Raw genomic sequence first — 17440 nt, forward strand, 5'->3', positions numbered from 1 at the left:
TCCCTGGGGGAGAGGGGGCCGATCACCACCAGCCGCCCCACCGCGATCCGCTTCTAGCTCCCTCTCCCTCAGGGAGAGGGCTGGGGTGAGGGGACCATCCCCCACAAATCCCCCCTGAAACCCCGCCGCCCCTCCCCCAAAGCCCCGCCACGCCCCCTCCCCCAATTCGCCTCGACAAAACCCCTTGCGCATTCCACGGGATAATTCTATCGTTATTCCACATCAACTATCGCATTGAGATAACCATGTCAGACATTGTGCTAGAAATCCAAGGTCCTGTCGCTGTCATCACCCTCAATCGCCCCGCCGTTCTCAACGCCTGGACCACCCCCATGCGCAACGAGATCATCGAAGCCATGCACGTTTACGACGCTGATCCCGCGATCAAGGCCGTCATCATGACCGGCGCTGGAGACCGTGCGTTCTCCGCCGGCCAGGACCTGTCCGAAGCTCACGATTTCGACGGCGACCGCGCGGTGGAATGGGTGGGTGAGTGGGAGCGCTACTACGCCACCCTGCGTGGCCTGTCCAAGCCGCTGATCATTGCCTTGAACGGTACCGCTGCCGGTTCTGCTTTCCAGGTCGCGCTGCTGGGCGATATCCGCGTCGGCCATCCGGGTGTGCGCATGGGTCAGCCGGAAATCAACTCCGGGATCCCCAGCACCACTGGCCCCTGGATCATGAACAGCATGTTGGGTATGTCACGCACCATCGAATTGACCCTGACCGGGCGCCTGATGAATGCCGACGAATGCAAGCAGATCGGCCTGATCCACCATCTGGTACCGGCCGAGCAGGTCATGACCAAGGCACTGGAAATCGCCCATGAGCTGGCGGCCAAGCCCCCCATCGCCATGCGCCTGGACAAGCAACGCTTCCGCGAAATGAGCGAAGCCGGCTTCAAGGACTGCATTGCCGCCGGCCGCCGTCTGCAGAAGGAAGCCTACGACTCCGGCGAGCCGGCACGCATGATGGAAGCTTTCTTCAAGGCTCGCGCCAAATAAGCGGTGCCCCTGATGACAGCCACTGCCTGAGCGCGGGCCTGCCCACCACTGCCTCACCCCTGACTTACCTGTCATACCGTGGGGTCTGCGACGCGGGCAAGCCCGGCCCCGCAGGGGGCGCCATACCGTTTCACCGCAACATGCACGGCGGCGGCAATGTACCTACCCCGGCTTCTGCATCACTTTTACTGCCGACGTCCTATCTACCCAACGAAACATTGGTTTTTTGTAGGAGACAGTCATGCGCACACCTGAAAATCCCGGTCGCCGCCAGTTGCTCAAGGCCGGTGCCACCCTGGCGCTGATCAGCAGCTTGCCCAGCGTGGTCCGCGCCGCCGACAAGCAGATCATCGTGTCCGATCCGGGCGGCCCCTACACCGTGGCCTACCGCAAGGCGTTCTACGACCCGTTCGAGCAAGCCACCGGCATCAAGGTGGTCAGTGTGGCCCGGGAATCCCAGCCGGTGGCGCAGTTCTCGGCGATGGTCAAAACCCGCAACTATGTGTGGGACGTCACCACGCTGACAATTTCGGCAGACATCCCGTATCTGGAAGCCCAGGGCTTTCTAGAGCCGATCGGCCTCAGCGCCAGCGAATTCCCCGACCTGATGCCCGAGGCCATCACCGCCAATTTCTTGGGCGTCGATGTGTACTCCACCGTGCTTGCCTACCGCACGGATACCTTCCCCGCCGGCAAAGGCCCGCAGACCTGGGCGGATTTCTGGAACGTGGAGAAATTCCCCGGTCGCCGCTGCCTGCGTCGCAGTCCCCTGGACACGCTTGAACAGGCCCTGCTGGCCGATGGCGTCGGTCTGGACGATCTCTACCCACTGGATGTGGACCGCGCGTTCAAGAGCCTGGACAAGATCAAGCCGCACATCGACCTGTGGTGGACCTCCGGCGCCCAGGCCATGCAAGCGATCCAAAGTGGCGAAGTGGACATGATCTCTAGCTGGAACGGCCGCGCCCAGGCGGCCATCGACAACGGTGCGCCGGTACAGATCGTGTGGAACCAGGGCCTGTATTCCATCGAAGGCTGGGCGATTCCCAAGGGCACGCCGCACGCCGACATGGCCAAGCAGTTCGTGCGTTTCTGCGCCGATTCCAAGCGCCAGGCAGCCTTCACCGACACCCTCGCCTATGGCCCCACCAACCGCAAGGCCTTCGATGACATCCCCGCCGAGCGCGCGGCGCTGCTGCCCACCGCGCCGCAGAACCTGGAGAACATGCGCCTGCCCAGCCCCAGCTGGTGGGCCGAGAACCGCACTGCCGTCACCGAACGCTTCAATGCGTGGATCTTGTCGTAAGGGAGTCGCTGCATGAGTGTCAAACTTGAAACCCGAGGGCTGGGCAAGACCTACGGTCAGTTTGTAGCGTTGCAGCCTACCGATATCCAGGTTCGCGAAGGCGAGTTCCTGACCCTGCTGGGGCCTTCGGGCTCCGGCAAGACCACCTTGCTGCAAATGATTTCCGGGCTGGTGCCACCCAATAGCGGGCAGCTGCTGATCGACGGTCAGGACGCTACCCACATTGCCCCCGGTCAACGTGGCATCGGCCTGGTGTTTCAAAGCTACGCCCTGTTCCCGCACATGAGCGTGCGCGACAACGTCGCCTATGGCCTGCGCATGCGCCAGTACCCCAAGGCTCAGGTCACTCAGGCCGTGGATGACGCACTGGCCATGGTGCGCATGCAGGACTTCGCCCATCGTTATCCCAACGAGCTGTCCGGCGGCCAACAGCAGCGCATCGCCCTGGCCCGCTGCTTCGCCTATCGGCCATCGATCATTCTGCTGGACGAACCGCTGGGCGCCCTGGACAAGAATCTGCGCGAGCACATGCAGCTGGAAATTCGCCGCATGCACAAGGAACTGGGTGCCACCTTCATCTATGTCACCCACGATCAGGAGGAAGCCCTGACCCTGTCGGACCGCATCTGCCTGATGAACCGCGCGCGCATCGAGCAGTTGGCCACTCCCCAGGAGCTCTACGATCGTCCGGCCACCCGTTTTGCCGCCGAATTCATCGGCCATTCCAATCTGCTCCACGGCCGTCGGGATGGCAGCGAACACCTGCAGGTCGAGGGCCAACGACTGGCCCTGGCAGGCTGCGTGGGCCACGACGCCCCGCGCGACGATGCCGATGCATTCCTGTTGATCCGCCCTGAGGCGGCCCGTTTGACCGACCCCGGCGCGGGCCTGCTGGTGGGCACCGTGGATGAATGCGTGTTCCTGGGCAGTGACACCCGGGCCTTGGTTCGTCTGCCTTCCGGCAACACCTTCAGTGTGCGCTGCTCGCGGGATCTGAGCCCCAAGGTCGGCGATCCGGTGGGTATCGCCTGGGATGCAGGCCGTGCCACCTTGCTGCCCGCGCAGGCGCAGCCATGAGCTGGCGCAAGGGGCTGATTCCGGCCATTCCCGCCCTGCTGTTCCTGGCCTTGTTCTTCCTGCTGCCGGTGGCCGAAATGCTCATGGGCAGTTTCCAGAACGCCAGCGGCGAGCTCAGCCTGGGCAATTTCGAACGCATCGCCTCGACCCCGGTGTACGCACGGGTGCTGGGTATCACCTTCTGGATCTCGGCGTTGACCGCGCTGCTGTCGGTACTGCTGGCCTACCCGGTGGCCTACCTGCTCACCCGACTGTCGCCCATGGGCCGCGAGCGCTGGCTGCTCTGGATCATGCTGCCGTTCTGGACCAGCTACCTGGTCAAGACCTACGCCTGGATGCTGCTGCTGTCGCGCAAAGGCCTGCTGACCACGTTGGCCGCCGACGTGCTGGACAATCCGTCGGGGCTGGTGCCGGCGCTGTCGGGCGTGCTGATCGGCATGGTGCATTCGATGCTGCCGCTGGCGGTCATTACCCTGCTGCCGATCATGCGCAGCATCGATCAACGCCTGACGCCCGCCGCGCAGACCCTGGGCGCGAGCAGCTCGATGAGTTTCTTCAGCATATTCCTGCCTTTGTCCGCACCGGGCATTGCCGCCGCAGCGCTGCTGGTGTTCATCACCAGCCTGGGCTTCTTCATCGTTCCCGCGCTGCTGGGGTCGCCGCGGGAGATGATGGTGGCGCAACTGGTGATTTCCTCGGTGCTGGATTTGTTCGACATGAACTTTGCCGGGGCTTTGTCGGTGGTGCTGCTGGTTTGCTCGCTGGTGGTGTTCGTGATCTACGACCGTATCGCCGGGCTGTCCTCGCTGGGCGGCGAAGCCCCCAAGGAGCGGCAGTCGGGGGTGGGCTTGCAGATGCTGATCTGGTTGGGCCACCGTTTCTCGCGCAAAGGCAGCCAGCCCCAGCGCAGCGGCGACAGTATGCTGCTGACCGGTTACAGCGTGCTGCTGGTGATGCTGCTGATCTTGCCGGTGCTGGTGGTGGTGCCCCTGGCGTTCACCAGCAGTCCGTTCATCGCCTTCCCGCCCAAGCTGTACAGCTTCAAGTGGTTCGAGGAGTTCTTCACCTCGGCGGTGTGGCAAGCGGCACTGCTGCGCTCGCTCGGGGTCGGCGTGGCCACTGCGCTGCTGGCACTGGTGCTGGGTTTCGGCGCGACCATGGCTCTGACGCGGGTCAGCGCCGGTTGGCGCAAAGGGCTGTTCGCGCTGTTCATTGCGCCGCTGATCGTGCCGCGCATCGTCATTGCTCTGGGGCTTTTGTACCTGTTCTCGCGCCTTGGCCTGGCCGGCAAGGACATCGGCCTGGTACTGGGGCATACGGTGTTGGCGCTGCCCTACGTTGTGGTGACCTTGTCCGCCGCATTCAAGCAGTACGACTGGCGTCTGGACGACGCCGCGCGGATGCTCGGTGCCGGCACTTTCACCCGCCTGCGCACGGTTACCTTGCCGTTGATGTCAGCGAGTCTGGTGTCGGCGTTCCTGCTGGCCTTCATCACTTCGTTCGACGACCTGACCATCGCCATCTTCGTCAGTGGCGGTATCAACACCACCCTGCCCAAGCAGATGTGGGACAGCATTCAGCTGGCGTTGACGCCCACCCTGGCGGCGGTTTCCACCACTCTGCTGGTGTTCATTGTGCTGTTTGCCGTGATTGCCCAGTGGGTATCGCGGCGTTCCATTTCCAAACGTCAAGGGCTCTAGACGATGCATCCATATGCTCAGTTTTTTCCGCATCGCATCAGCCAGGATCAGCTTACGACGGCCCCTTTGATCCATGCCGGGCTGCTGATCGACGATAACGCGGTACGCATCAGCTTCGAAGGTCGCTCGCTGACCACCCTGGAACTGCGCCAGCGGGTCGCCGCGCTGCAACAGGTGCTTGCGGCGCGTGGCTTGCGCGCCGGTCAGCGCGTTGCGGTCATGCTCGGCAACAGCGACGAGCAGATCGTGCTGATCTACGCGCTGGTGCTGAGCGGTCTGGTGTGGATTCCCATCAACACCAAACTGCGAGGGCCCGGCCTGGACTATCCGTTCGAGCATGCCAAGCCCGACCTGGTGGTCGGCGACGCCGAGTTTCGTGCGTTGCTGGCCCAAGGCGCCGCCGGGCAGTTGCCCTATCTGGACATCGGTGACCTGCATCAGGCCGCCCTGGCCCACCCGGCTGCGAGCCTGCAACTGATCGACAGTGCGGCCGACGCCGCGCTGTGTGTGATCTACACCTCTGGCACCACCGGAGCACCCAAGGGCGTGGTATTCACCCACCGCATGCTGCGCATCGCCAGCGAAGCGGTGTTGCAGGTGGCCGATGTCAAAGCCGGTGACCGCTTGCTGCTGTGGGAACCGCTGTGCCACATCGGCGGTGCGCAGATGTTGTTGATCCCTTTTTTGGCCGACGTACGCCTGAGCGTGGTGCAGCGGTTTTCCGCCAGCAAGTTCTGGGCGCAATGCACCGAGGCGCAGGCGACTCAGTTGCACTACCTAGGCGGCATCATCGACATCCTCATGCAGCAACCCGCGGAGCAGTGGCCTGTGCAGCATCAACTGCGGACCCTGTGGGGGGCCGGTGTAAGCCTGGCCAACTGGGCCGCTATCGAGGCGCGCTTCGGCTGCCCGCTGCGCGAGTGCTACGGGATGACCGAGTGTTCCAGCTTCGCCACGCTGAACCGTACCGGCAAGCCCGGTTCCATCGGCCGACCGTTCCCGTGGCTGTCCCTCGAGTTGCTCGGGCCGGACGGTGCACCGGTGTCGACGGGACAGCTGGGCGAAATCGTGCTGTCCAGTGAGGTCGAGGGGGTGTTTCTGCCGGGCTACCTGGACAACCCCGAAGCCACCTCCAGCGCCCTTCGGGAGGGCCGCCTGTTCACCGGTGACATGGCACGCATGGACGCCGACGGCGACCTGTTCTTCGTTGGCCGACGCACTGACAGCATGCGGGTGCGAGGTGAGAACGTGTCGGCCTGGGAAGTGGAGCGGGTGTTCAGCGGTCACCCTTGGGTACAGGCGTGCGCGGCAGTGGGTGTCGAGTCGGCGGTGGGTGAACAGGAGATCATGCTGTTCGTACAGCTGGAACCTGGTGTGACTCCGGATTGGCCGGTTCTGCTGGAGTGGGCCCGATCGCGGTGTGCGTCGTATCAGCTGCCGCGGTATTACCGCGCGGTGGACAGGTTCGAGCTGACGCCCAGCGAACGGATCAAGAAACACCTGTTGCCGCGGGATTTAGGGGGCGCCTGGGACCATCGCGGTTGACAGGCCCGCCCCCTTCGCGGCTTCACGCCGCTCCTACAACCACCCCCCCCGTAGGAGCGGCGTACAGCCGCGAAGGCGTCCTTCCAGCCACCTCGCCCCCGTAGGAACGAAGGCGCCCTCCCAGCCACCCCGCTCCCCCGTAGGAGCGGCGTCCAGCCGCGAAGGCGTCCCTCCAGTAACCCATTAGTGAATAGCGATAGAATCTGCCCGGCAACTCCCGGATAATCCCTTCCTTTTACCAATGCGTCGCAACCTATGGCCACTACCCCGAAAAAACCGCCCGCGGACCCTACAGCCTCTTCGCTGTACGTGCAGTCCGTGGAAAAAGCCATGAAGGTGTTGATGGCCTTCGACGGCAGTAAGCGGCAGCTGTCGCTCTCCGATATCGCTGGCCTGACCGGCATGGACCTCAGCGCGGCCCAGCGGTTTACTCACACGCTGGCCACCCTGGGGTACCTGAACAAGGACAGCAGCAAGAAATACGAGCTGTCGCCACGGTTGCTCGATTTCACCTACCACTACCTTACCTCCAGCGAGCTGGTGACCCGGGCGGCGCCCTACTTGCAGCAACTGAGCGCGGAAACCGAAGAAGCCACCAACCTGACAGTGCTGGACGGTACCGATATCGTTTACGTGCAGCGGATCGTGAGTCGGCATGTGTTCAACGCCAGCGTGATCATCGGTACTCGCCTGCCGGCCTGGTGCACCGCGCCCGGCCAAGCATTGCTGGCCACCTACAGTGACGACGAGATCAACGATATCTTCGATCGCAGCCAGTTCATCCAGCATACGCCGGCAACCATCACCGACCGCGGTCAGGTATGGGCCAGCCTCGAAGCGATCCGCCAGCGACGCTACGCTCATACCGAAGATCAGTTCTTCTACGGCGATGTGTCCACTGCCGCGGCGATCCTGGATGCCAATGGCCGGGGGATTGGGGCGGTCAACGTGGCGGTCTCGCGCTCGCGCTGGGTGCCCGAGCGTGATACCAAGCGGTATGCGGACCTGGTGATTTCGGCGGCGTCGTCGATTTCTATCAAGCGCAAGGTTTAGGTGGGATTTGTGGTGAATGGTCCCCTCACCCCAGCCCTCTCCCTGAGGGAGAGGGAGCTAAAAGCGGCCTGCGGTGCGCCGACTGGCGGTGATCGGCTCCCTCTCCGTGAGGGAGAGGGGGCTAAAAGCGGATTGCGGTGGGCCGACTGGCGATGATCGGCTCCCTCTCCCCAAGGGAGAGGGCTGGGGTGAGGGGACCATTCACCGCGCAACAAGCACCTGACCACCAACGTCATCCAACCGTAACACCACTGACTTATTCTCCGGGCTCCCCCATCCCAGGTAGCTCAGCCATGCTCCGTGTGTTACACCTCCTGCTGTCGCTGAGCATCCCCGCTACCACCCTGGCGGACGCCTCCGCCTTGCGCATCCAGGGTTCCAACACCATCGGCGCCGAGCTGGGGCCGGCGCTGGTGCGCGGCATGCTCGAAGATCAGGGCCTGGTCGCCATCCAGACGCAAACCCACCAAGCCAACGAGCAAACCGTCACCGCCAGGGACAGTCAGGGCCGCACCTTGCGATTCGAGATCGCCGCCCACGGCTCGAGCACCGGGTTCACTGGCCTGCTGGCGGGCCAGGCCGATCTGGCGGCAGCCTCCAGGCCCATCACCGACGGCGAATTGGTGAGCCTTGAGCGCCTGGGCGATCTGAAAAGCTTCGAAGCCGAGCATGTGATTGCCATCGATGGCGTGGCGATCATCGTCCACCCGGACAATCCCGTGCAACACTTGAGCATGGCCCAGTTGGCCCAACTGTTCAGTGGCGAAATCAGCGATTGGAGCGCGCTGGGCGGCCATGGCGCCGTGCATCTCTATGCCCGCGACGACCGCTCCGGCACGTGGGAAACCTTTCGTGAGCAGGTGCTCACCCCGCGGGGCAAACAGCTGGCGGCTTCTGCCACTCGCCTGGAGTCCAGCGAGGCACTTTCCGACAAGGTCAGCCGCGACCCCCAGGCCATCGGCTTCATCGGCCTGCCCTACGTACGCAGTGCACGCGCACTGGCCATTGCCGACGGTGACAGCAAACCGATGCTGCCCAGTGTCAGCTTGATTGCTACCGAAGATTATCCGCTGGCACGGCGCCTGTATTTCTATAGCGCCCCCAACCGGCCTTCGCCCTGGGCCGAGGCCCTGGTCAAGTTCAGCCAGAGTGCCCGAGGTCAGGCAATCGTCGCCGGCCAAGGGTTCGTTGCGCAGACGGTGCAGGCCATTGAGGTGCCCGCGTCGTCCAGCATGCCGCTGGCCTATCGGCAACTGGCTGCCGCAGGGCAACGCCTGTCGGTGAACTTTCGTTTTGCCGAGGGCAGCGCCAGCCTGGACAACAAAGCCCTGGCGGATATTGGCAGGGTGCTGGAGTATCTGAAAAGCCACGGCAAGCTTCAGCAGCAAGCCAGCCTGATTGGCTTCGGCGACGCCAAGGACGATCCGGCGCGGGCGGTATTGCTGTCCAAGCTGCGGGCCATGGCGGTGCGCCGGGAGCTGGCCAAGGGCGGCGCGGTGCTGCGCGATATCCAGGGGCTGGGTGCACAGATGCCGGTGGCGGCCAATGATGTGGATGAAGGGCGGATCAAGAATAGGCGCGTGGAGGTATGGGTTTATTAGGGCGCATGGTTGGGGATTGGCGGTGAATGGTCCCCTCACCCCAGCCCTCTCCCTGAGGGAGAGGGAGCCGTACGGTGGCGTTGCAGATGAACTCGATCTGCTTTTAGCCCCCTCTCCCTCAGGGAGAGGGAGCCGTGCGGTGGTGTGGCAGATGAACTCGATCTGCTTCTAGCTCCCTCTCCCTCAGGGAGAGGGCTGGGGTGAGGGGACCATTCACCGCATATCCCTGACCCTATACTTACCCACTTCATACTTCCCGATCGCCGCCCGATGCACCTCATCGGGCCCATCAGCCAGGCGCAAAGTGCGCTGCATCGCATACATATAAGCCAACGGGAAATCGCCGCTCACGCCCGCCCCACCATGCATCTGAATCGCGCGGTCGATCACCCGCAATGCCACGTTCGGCGCCACAACCTTGATTTGAGCGATCTCGCTGCGAGCAACCTTGTTGCCGACGGTATCCATCATGTAAGCGGCCTTGAGCGTCAGCAGCCGCGCCATGTCGATCTCCATGCGTGAATCGGCAATCTTGTCGATATTGCCGCCTAACCGCGCCAGCGGCTGACCGAACGCCTGACGCTCTACCGAACGCTCGCACATCAATTGCAGGGCCCGCTCGGCCATGCCCACCGAGCGCATGCAATGGTGGATACGGCCCGGCCCCAAGCGCCCCTGGGCAATCTCGAAGCCCCTGCCGGCGCCGAGCAGCACATTCTCGTAAGGCACCCGCACATTCTCGAAATGCATCTCGGCGTGGCCGTGGGGCGCATCGTCGTAGCCAAACACCGGCAACGGCCGGACCACTTTCACCCCAGGGGTATCCATGGGCACCAGGATCATTGAATGCTGCTGGTGGCGCGGCCCGTCCGGGTTGCTCAAGCCCATGAAGATCAGGATCTTGCAACGTGGGTCGCAGGCGCCAGACGTCCACCACTTGCGCCCGTTGATGACCCACTCGTCACCCTGATGCACGGCAGTCGCGGCCATGTTGGTGGCGTCGGATGAGGCCACGTCCGGTTCGGTCATGGCAAATGCCGAGCGAATCTCCCCCCGCAGAAGCGGTTCGAGCCACTGCTGCTTCTGCAGGTCGCTGGCGTAGCGCACCAGCACTTCCATGTTGCCGGTGTCCGGCGCCGAGCAGTTGAACGGCTCCGGCCCCAGCAACGAGCGCCCCATGATCTCGGCCAACGGTGCATATTCAAGGTTGCTCAACCCTGCGCCCCAATCCGATTCGGGCAGGAACAGATTCCACAGCCCCGCCTGCCTGGCCTCCGCCTTGAGGGACTCCATGATTGCAGTGGGCTGCCAACGATCACCTTCGGCCACCTGGCGCTCGAATACCGCTTCGGCTGGATACACGTGGGCGTCCATGAACGCGGTAACCCGTTCACGCAGCGCCTGCACCTTGGGGGAGTAGGCAAAATCCATGGGCAAAGACCTATACAGAGGGTGTGAGAACGACGCAGCGGTGAGTTGAGGCCAAAACCGCCAAGATTCAGACCAATGCTAGACCACGGCACCGATATCTATCTAATCTATTCTCAACGTGTATGAACATTCATCACCCATATAGCTATAGCAAGAGTCCGCCATGAACCTGAGCAAGGTCGACCTCAATCTGTTCATTGTCTTCGATGCCATTTACACCGAAGCGAACCTGACCCGCGCCGGACAGATCGTCGGCATTACCCAACCGGCCGTGTCCAACGCCTTGTCACGCTTGCGCGATACCTTCAACGACCCGCTGTTCGTGCGCACCGCCCAAGGCATGGTACCTACGCCCATGGCACAAAACATCATCGGGCCGGTGCGCAACGCCCTGGCGCTGCTGCGGGTATCGGTTCAGGAGAGCCGCACCTTTAACCCGTTGCAAGCCAGCAAAACTTTTCGCATCAGCATGACCGACCTGACCGAGGCGGTGATCCTGCCGCCGTTGTTTCAACGCCTGCGCCGTCAGGCTCCGGCAGTGATGATCGAAAGCTTCTTGAGCCGCCGCCGCGAAACCACCACGGACCTGGCCGCCGGGCGCCTGGATTTTGCCGTCGATGCGCCGCTCAATACCGACCCACAGGTACGCCACGTCAAGCTCATGGAGGACCGTTACGTGTGTGCGATGCGCCGCGAACACCCGTTGAGCAAACCCAGGCTCAGCCTGGAAGAGTATCTGGGGCTGACCCACATCCATATTTCCAGTCGGCGCAACGGCCTGGGCCATATTGACCTGGCACTGGGCAAGCTGGGCCTGCAACGCAAGATTGCCCTTCGCTCGCAGCACTACCTGATGGCGACCCAGGTATTGCAGCAGACCGATATGGTGATGACCGTGCCGGAGCGCTTCGCGCGGCGCAGCGGTTTGTACTACGTGCCCTTGCCGGTGGCCGATGTACCCACCGTCGAAACTCACTTGTACTGGCACGAAAGCACCGATCAGGACCCCGCCAATCGCTGGATGCGCGAACAGATGATCGAGTTGTGCCAGGCGGTGGTAGCGCAGGATGTGGCCCAGGCGGCGCAGGCAACCTGAGGTGAAAGTCGAGGCAGACGTATGGGCAGATGCAGTTGGAACCGGACCCGCCAGGGAGTGCTGCGTGCGGGTCTCGGGCGTGTTGGGAGGTTTCCGAAACAAAGTGTTACCTCGCCCCCACCCGGCCCACTCAAAACTGAGTAACACGGGAACAGATCTGCGTCAGTCTGCCGCACCTGCTCCAATCAAAATTTGTAGGCTATTGATTTAAAAGGATTTTAAAAAGTTGGCACGCGCCCTGCTATATCATTGGTACAAGAACAATAAAAATGCGACAAACCAATAACAACAAGACTGAACGACTCTGACATAACAAGAACAAACGCGGCAGAGACGTAGCTAACAGATTTTTTTGGAGAAGATGTGCTTTTCAGGGGTTCGCCCCCGCAGCCAGGTCGAGAACAACAAAACTACCCTGAGGTAGACGCCCACTGGTTGGATCACGCATGAAAGCAGATCAGCGCTCAAAAAAATACGTTTGCTCTTGACCCTGGATGGGGGTCGCACAAGAAGCGGTACGGGTAACGGCTACCAAAAACAACAACAGGCCGCCCCTCAATAATAAAAAAAGAGCATGCATGAAACCCTTGAGGGGAGCCTAGGCTCCCCTCAGTGCTGTCTGGGGTATGGGTTTATGGTTTTTGCATGGGGTGGCGTTTGCGGTGAATGGTCCCCTCACCCCAGCCCTCTCCCTTGGGGAGAGGGAGCCGTACGGTGGTGTATCGGCCACCGCGATCCGCTTTTAGCCCCCTCTCCCTCAGGGAGAGGGCTGGGGTGAGGGGACCATCCACCACCAATCCCACATCAAACCACCCCGATCAAAACAGCCCCTGCACCCGCTCCAACACCGCCCGGTTCATCTGGCCGGAATGGGTATGCAACGTCACATAACTCTGCAGCATATCCAGCTTGGTATTGAGCAGATCCCGGCGTGCCTGAAACAGCAGTTGCTGGGCATCGAGAATATCCACGGTCGAGCGTACACCGCCCTGGTATCCCTTCTCGGTAGAGGTCAAGGCGCGCTGGTTGGACTGCACTGCGCGGAGCATGGCGCGGCTTTTGGCAAACCCGGCGACCACGCCGAGGTAATCGGCTTCGACGTCCTCGGAGAGTTGCTGGCGCTGCACGTCATAGTCGGCTTCGGCGCCCGCCAGTGCGGCGCGTGCCTTTTCCACCGAGGCGCTGACCGAGCCGCCGCTGTACAAGGGAATGTTCACCGCCACGCCGACGTAATAGCTGTCCTGGCGCGGCGAAAGCTCCTGGTATTGAGAGTTGTCGCGGCGAGTCAGTTGGCTGGTCAGCGAGACCGTCGGATAGTGGCCGGCTTTCTGAGTCTCGCTTTGCGCCTCGGCGACCTTTACCGCGGCCAGGCGTGCAGCCAGCTCCGGGCTGGCGCTGCGTGCTACGCCGGCCCAATAATCCAGGCTCTGTTCTGGCGGCAATGGGCTGGCGTTGGGCAACTCTTCGCGCATGGGCGGGATATCCGGTACCACCAGGCTGGCTCGGGTGGACAGCGTGCGCAGTGCGGCGATACGTCGAGCCTGGTTCTCCACCTCTTGGGCCTGCACCAGGTCGTAGCGCGCCTGAGCCTCATCGATGTCCGTGACAGCGCCCTGCCCCGAAGCGTACAAACGCTTGGTCTGCTCCACCAGTCCGGCGATGGCGGCCTTCTGCTGGGCGATGAGCTTGAGCTCGTTTTCCACTCGCGCGACCTCGAAATAGGCGGTGGCCACGCGGTCAAACAATGCCTGGCTGGCCAGATCGAACTGAGATTCTCCCAGCCTGCCGCGCGCCTTGCCTTCTTCGAAGGCTGCCCAGCGCGCCTTGTCGTACAGCGGTTGGCGGGCGCTGAGGGTGACATTGTTGGACTGGAAATCATCGCTGTCGACGAATTCCGAGTCGCTACCACCGTCCGTGCGCCCCCCTCGACCGTATTGACCGCCGAGCGATACCTGCGGCAACAACCCGCCTCGGCCGATGGCCTCTTCCTGCTGCGACGCCTGATAGCTGTAGTGGGCAGACTGGATGGTGGGATCGTTTAGCCGGGAGGCGTCGTAGAGCTGCGCCAAGGTCAGCTCACCGCCTTCGGCAGCCCACAATGAACCTGTCCAGCACAATGCCAGCCCTGCACAAAGCCGTTTACCCACACTTACTCCTCCTTGAACGCCGACAGCAACCGCTCACGCAGCGGCTTCATCAAATAGTTGATCAGGGTGCGCTCGCCGGTCACCACGGTGACATCGGCCAACATCCCCGGTTTGATCGGCAAGGCTGATGTGGCCAGGGTCTGTACGGTCTCGGCGGGCAACTCCACCTTCGCCGAAAAATAAGGTTGCCGGGTTTGCTCATCGATCAGCTGGTCAGCCGATACGTTGACCACCGTGCCGGTGACCGTCGGTGTGTCCACTCGCTGCAAGGCGGTAAAATGCACATGCACCGGCAGGCCGGGTTGCAGCTTGTTGGCCATGATCGGCTGAAAGCGCGCGGTGATGCCCATGGGGGCATCCAGAGGTACCACCTCCATCAGGCTTTGGCTGGGCGGCGCTACGCCACCCACCGTGTGCACGCTCAGGCCCAATACCTGACCGGACACCGGCGCGCGGATGGCGCCATTGTCCACTTCGAATTTCAACGCATTGATCTGGTCGGCATAAGACGATGCCTCGGCGGCCACCTGGCTCAACTGGGTCTCGGCATCACTGCGAAAAGCCTGCTCCTGTTGCAACGCCTTGAGCCGGCTTTCGTTGATCGATTGCTGCGTCTTGCCGATATCGGCAATGCCGGAGGCAATCTGCCCCGCCATCTGTGCGGTATTGCGCTCTGCTTCGAACAACTTGTTGCGTGGCACGTAACCCTCCCTGGCAAGGTCACGCAGGCCGCCCAGCTCCTGGCGCTGAAACTGCATCTGTGCGTCATAGTTGCGCTTGACCTCCTGATAGGCCCTAAGCTGCTGGTTCAGCGAGGCGATCTCGTGGTCGATGATCTGCAATCGGCTGCTCAGCTCGGCCCTGCGCGTGGCGAACAGGTTTGTCTGCAAGGCCATGGCGGTCTGCGCCCTTGGGTCGTGGGCCAGCGCCAGCAGGTCAGCAGGCCAGTCGATGCTGTCGCGGTCCAGGCGCTCGGCGATCAGTCGCGCTTCGATGCTGCGGGCGCTGATCAGCTTGCCCAGGGTCACAGCCAGTTGCGACTGAGCCTGCACGGTGTTCAGTTGAATCAGCAGTTGGCCCTGACTGACGCGGTCCCCGTCGCTGACCAGAATCCTTTCCACCACACCGCCCACCAACGATTGCACGCTCTTGCGCTCGCCGGACACCACCACGGTGCCAGTGCCGACGACCCCCTGGTCCAGCGGCGCCAGGAACGCCCAGAGCAGGAACCCGCCGAAGGCAATCGCCAGCACCCACACACCACGCCGGGCAGAACTGGAAGCATCAGTGCTCGGTGGCGTGGCGTCGAAGGTCTGCAGGGTGCGGTCGGGTTTCTTCGCCGAGACATCACGCATCGTTCTGACCTCCGGCACTCGCGGAATCCTTGGCATTGCGCTCTTTGTCGGCGGGGTCTTTCACCACTGTGGGCGTCGAAGGCTTGGGCATCAGCGCCTTGAGCACCTGATCGCGGGTGCCGAACATATGCTGGGCGCCCTCGTTGAGCAGCAGAATCTTGTCGACCGTACCCAGTACGCTAGGTCGGTGAGTGATCATGATCACCGTAGAACCGGCCTTTTTCAGGCTGCGCAGCGCATGCACCAAGGCCACTTCCCCCGCCTCGTCCAGGTTGGAGTTGGGTTCGTCGAGCACGATCAGTGCCGGTGTACCGTACACCGCACGCGCCAGTCCGATGCGCTGTTTCTGCCCGCCGGAGAGGCCGAGGCCACCGGGGCCCAGCAAGGTGTCGTAGCCCTTGGGGAAGCGCAGGACCATCTCATGGATACCTGCGTAGCGTCCTGCCTCGATGATTTTCCCGGCGTCCAGCTCACCGAAGCGAGCAATGTTTTCCGCCACGCTGCCGTCGAACAGTTCGATGTCCTGGGGCAGATAGCCCAAGTGCGGACCCAGCGCCTCATGGGACCACTGGCTGATCTCGGCGCTGTCCAGGCGGACAGCGCCGGCCATGGTCGGCCAGATGCCCACCAGCGCTCGGGCCAAGGTTGACTTGCCGCAAGCGCTGGGCCCAATGATCGCCAGCACCTCACCCTTGTTCAGGGCAAAGTTGATGTCACGCACCGTGGGTAGTTTCTCGCCCGGAGGACCGACGTGGACGTTCTCCAGACGCACGGCGCCTGAAGGTGCGGGCAATGGCATGGGCTCACGCGCGCGGGGCTGCTGCTCAAGGAGCTGGCTCAGGCGTTGGTAGCTCTGGCGTGCACTGCCGAATTGCTTCCAGGAGCCGATAGCGATCTCCACGGGGGCCAGCGCCCGGCCCAGCAGCAGCGACATGGCGATCATCATGCCAGCGGAAATCTGCCCTTCCAGCACCAGCAACGCGCCCAAGCCCAACGCCAGCGATTGCCCGGAAATGCGAACGAAACGGGTCATGGAGGTGATTCGCGCACTGCGATCGCTAGCCCGTGCCTGGGCGGTGATGATGCCCCGCTGCAGGAAAGACCAGCGCTGACGCAAGGCCGGCAGCATGCCCAGCGCCTGAATCACTTCGGCATTGTGCAGGGTGCTGTTGACATAGCTGGCGGACTTCACCGACATCTGGTTGGCTTCGGCCAGACTGGAACGGGTTGCCAGTTCACCCCAGATAGCCAGGCCGATGAGCACCAGGGCCAGCACCAGCGTCATGACGCCGAACCAGGGGTGAAAAAGAAAGGCCACTACCAGAAAGATCGGCAGCCAGGGCGCGTCGAGCATGGCAATCAACCCTTGGCCGGTAATGAATTGGCGCAAGGTGGCCAGGTCGCTGAGCACTTGAGCGGGGTTGGTACTGTGCTCCTTCAGGCTGCGTTGGAACGCAGCATCGAAGATCCGCTCGCCCAGCAGCTCATCGAGTCCGGCACTCATGCGAATCATGACCTGGCCACGGAGCCACTCGATCAACCCGCTGAGCATGAACAGACCCAGGGTGATGAGGGTCAGCATCAGCAGCGTGGTTTCATTGCGACTGGTCAGGACGCGATCGTAGACCTGCATCATGTACAGCGAAGGGACCAGCACCAACAGGTTGATGACGCCGCTGAACAGGGCCAGAGCCCAGAATACGCGACGATAGCTGAGCAAGGCGGCATCGATATCGTGCCTTGGATCAAGAAGCAAGCGCATAAGTCGTTGACCCAGATGCTGGATTCGCTACCAGACCGTCCATGGAAGAGGTTGTTCAGCCATCATGGCTGACGCGTATCGGACAGGTGCGAAAGAGGTTACCGAAGGTGCGCCTCGTGATGTAACGAGATTTTCAAGGCTGACAGTTGTGTAACGGGAGGTTAGCAAGAGAACGGCGGATTAACGTCACATTTCGTCGGAAATGTGAAGAAGTGGCGGTTTATTGGCGAATTGAGGTGTGAGGGTAGAGGGAGGGATTGGTGGGGAATGGTCCCCTCACCCCAGCCCTCTCCCTTGGGGAGAGGGAGCTAGAAGCGGATCGGGGTGGCCGATACACCAGCATACGGCTCCCTCTCCCTCAGG

12 protein-coding genes are annotated in these 17440 nt (G+C 62.5%); 8 read left to right on the forward strand and 4 right to left on the reverse strand.

Annotation, left to right across the window (positions count from 1 at the left end; translation table 11 throughout):
• Positions 1-245: 245 nt before the first annotated feature.
• From B3397_RS19200 to B3397_RS19230, 7 genes are all read left to right on the forward strand, one after another.
• Positions 246-1004 (forward strand): enoyl-CoA hydratase/isomerase family protein, encoded by a 759-nt coding sequence (locus tag B3397_RS19200; protein WP_296253170.1) that lies wholly within the window; start codon positions 246-248, stop codon positions 1002-1004.
• A gap of 241 nt (positions 1005-1245) precedes the next feature.
• On the forward strand, positions 1246-2310 hold the full coding sequence (locus B3397_RS19205) for an ABC transporter substrate-binding protein (protein WP_296253172.1): 1065 nt from the start codon (positions 1246-1248) through the stop codon (positions 2308-2310).
• A 12-nt stretch (positions 2311-2322) separates the two neighbouring features.
• Entirely contained in the window at positions 2323-3387 is a 1065-nt protein-coding gene (locus B3397_RS19210; protein WP_296253174.1) for an ABC transporter ATP-binding protein, read from the forward strand.
• Positions 3384-5087 (forward strand): ABC transporter permease subunit, encoded by a 1704-nt coding sequence (locus tag B3397_RS19215; protein ID WP_296253175.1) that lies wholly within the window; start codon positions 3384-3386, stop codon positions 5085-5087. Before B3397_RS19210 ends, B3397_RS19215 begins: the two co-directional genes overlap by 4 nt.
• Positions 5088-5090: 3 nt before the next feature.
• The gene (locus B3397_RS19220) at positions 5091-6632 is read left to right on the forward strand and encodes an AMP-binding protein (protein WP_296253178.1); all 1542 of its coding nucleotides are present in this window, start codon (positions 5091-5093) and stop codon (positions 6630-6632) included.
• A gap of 255 nt (positions 6633-6887) precedes the next feature.
• A complete protein-coding gene (locus B3397_RS19225; RefSeq protein ID WP_296253180.1) occupies positions 6888-7685 on the forward strand; it encodes an IclR family transcriptional regulator in 798 nt (265 codons plus the stop codon).
• A gap of 293 nt (positions 7686-7978) precedes the next feature.
• Positions 7979-9286, forward strand: a complete 1308-nt coding sequence (locus B3397_RS19230; protein ID WP_296253182.1) for a phosphate ABC transporter substrate-binding/OmpA family protein — start codon at positions 7979-7981, stop codon at positions 9284-9286.
• A 213-nt stretch (positions 9287-9499) separates the two neighbouring features.
• On the opposite strand, the gene B3397_RS19235 is transcribed toward B3397_RS19230, so the two are convergent.
• The gene (locus tag B3397_RS19235) at positions 9500-10717 is read right to left on the reverse strand and encodes an acyl-CoA dehydrogenase (RefSeq protein WP_296253183.1); all 1218 of its coding nucleotides are present in this window, start codon (positions 10715-10717) and stop codon (positions 9500-9502) included.
• A gap of 163 nt (positions 10718-10880) precedes the next feature.
• On the opposite strand from B3397_RS19235, the gene B3397_RS19240 reads away from it, so the two are divergent.
• Positions 10881-11813: a LysR family transcriptional regulator gene (locus B3397_RS19240; RefSeq protein WP_296253185.1), complete on the forward strand. Its 933-nt coding sequence runs from the start codon at positions 10881-10883 to the stop codon at positions 11811-11813.
• 818 nt (positions 11814-12631) lie between these two features.
• Here B3397_RS19240 and B3397_RS19245 read toward each other — a convergent pair.
• Genes B3397_RS19245 through B3397_RS19255 form a run of 3 tightly spaced genes read right to left on the reverse strand, consistent with a single transcriptional unit; the run spans position 12632 to position 17077 of the window.
• Positions 12632-13912, reverse strand: a complete 1281-nt coding sequence (locus B3397_RS19245; protein WP_296253187.1) for a TolC family outer membrane protein — start codon at positions 13910-13912, stop codon at positions 12632-12634.
• A 50-nt stretch (positions 13913-13962) separates the two neighbouring features.
• Positions 13963-15315, reverse strand: coding sequence for an HlyD family type I secretion periplasmic adaptor subunit (locus B3397_RS19250; RefSeq protein WP_296253188.1), 1353 nt, complete (start codon positions 15313-15315; stop codon positions 13963-13965).
• On the reverse strand, positions 15308-17077 hold the full coding sequence (locus B3397_RS19255) for a type I secretion system permease/ATPase (protein ID WP_296253190.1): 1770 nt from the start codon (positions 17075-17077) through the stop codon (positions 15308-15310). The genes B3397_RS19250 and B3397_RS19255 overlap by 8 nt, the downstream gene beginning before the upstream one ends.
• Positions 17078-17440: the final 363 nt, after the last annotated feature.

The organism is Pseudomonas sp. UBA4194 (genome assembly GCF_002379585.1).
GTDB lineage: Bacteria > Pseudomonadota > Gammaproteobacteria > Pseudomonadales > Pseudomonadaceae > Aquipseudomonas.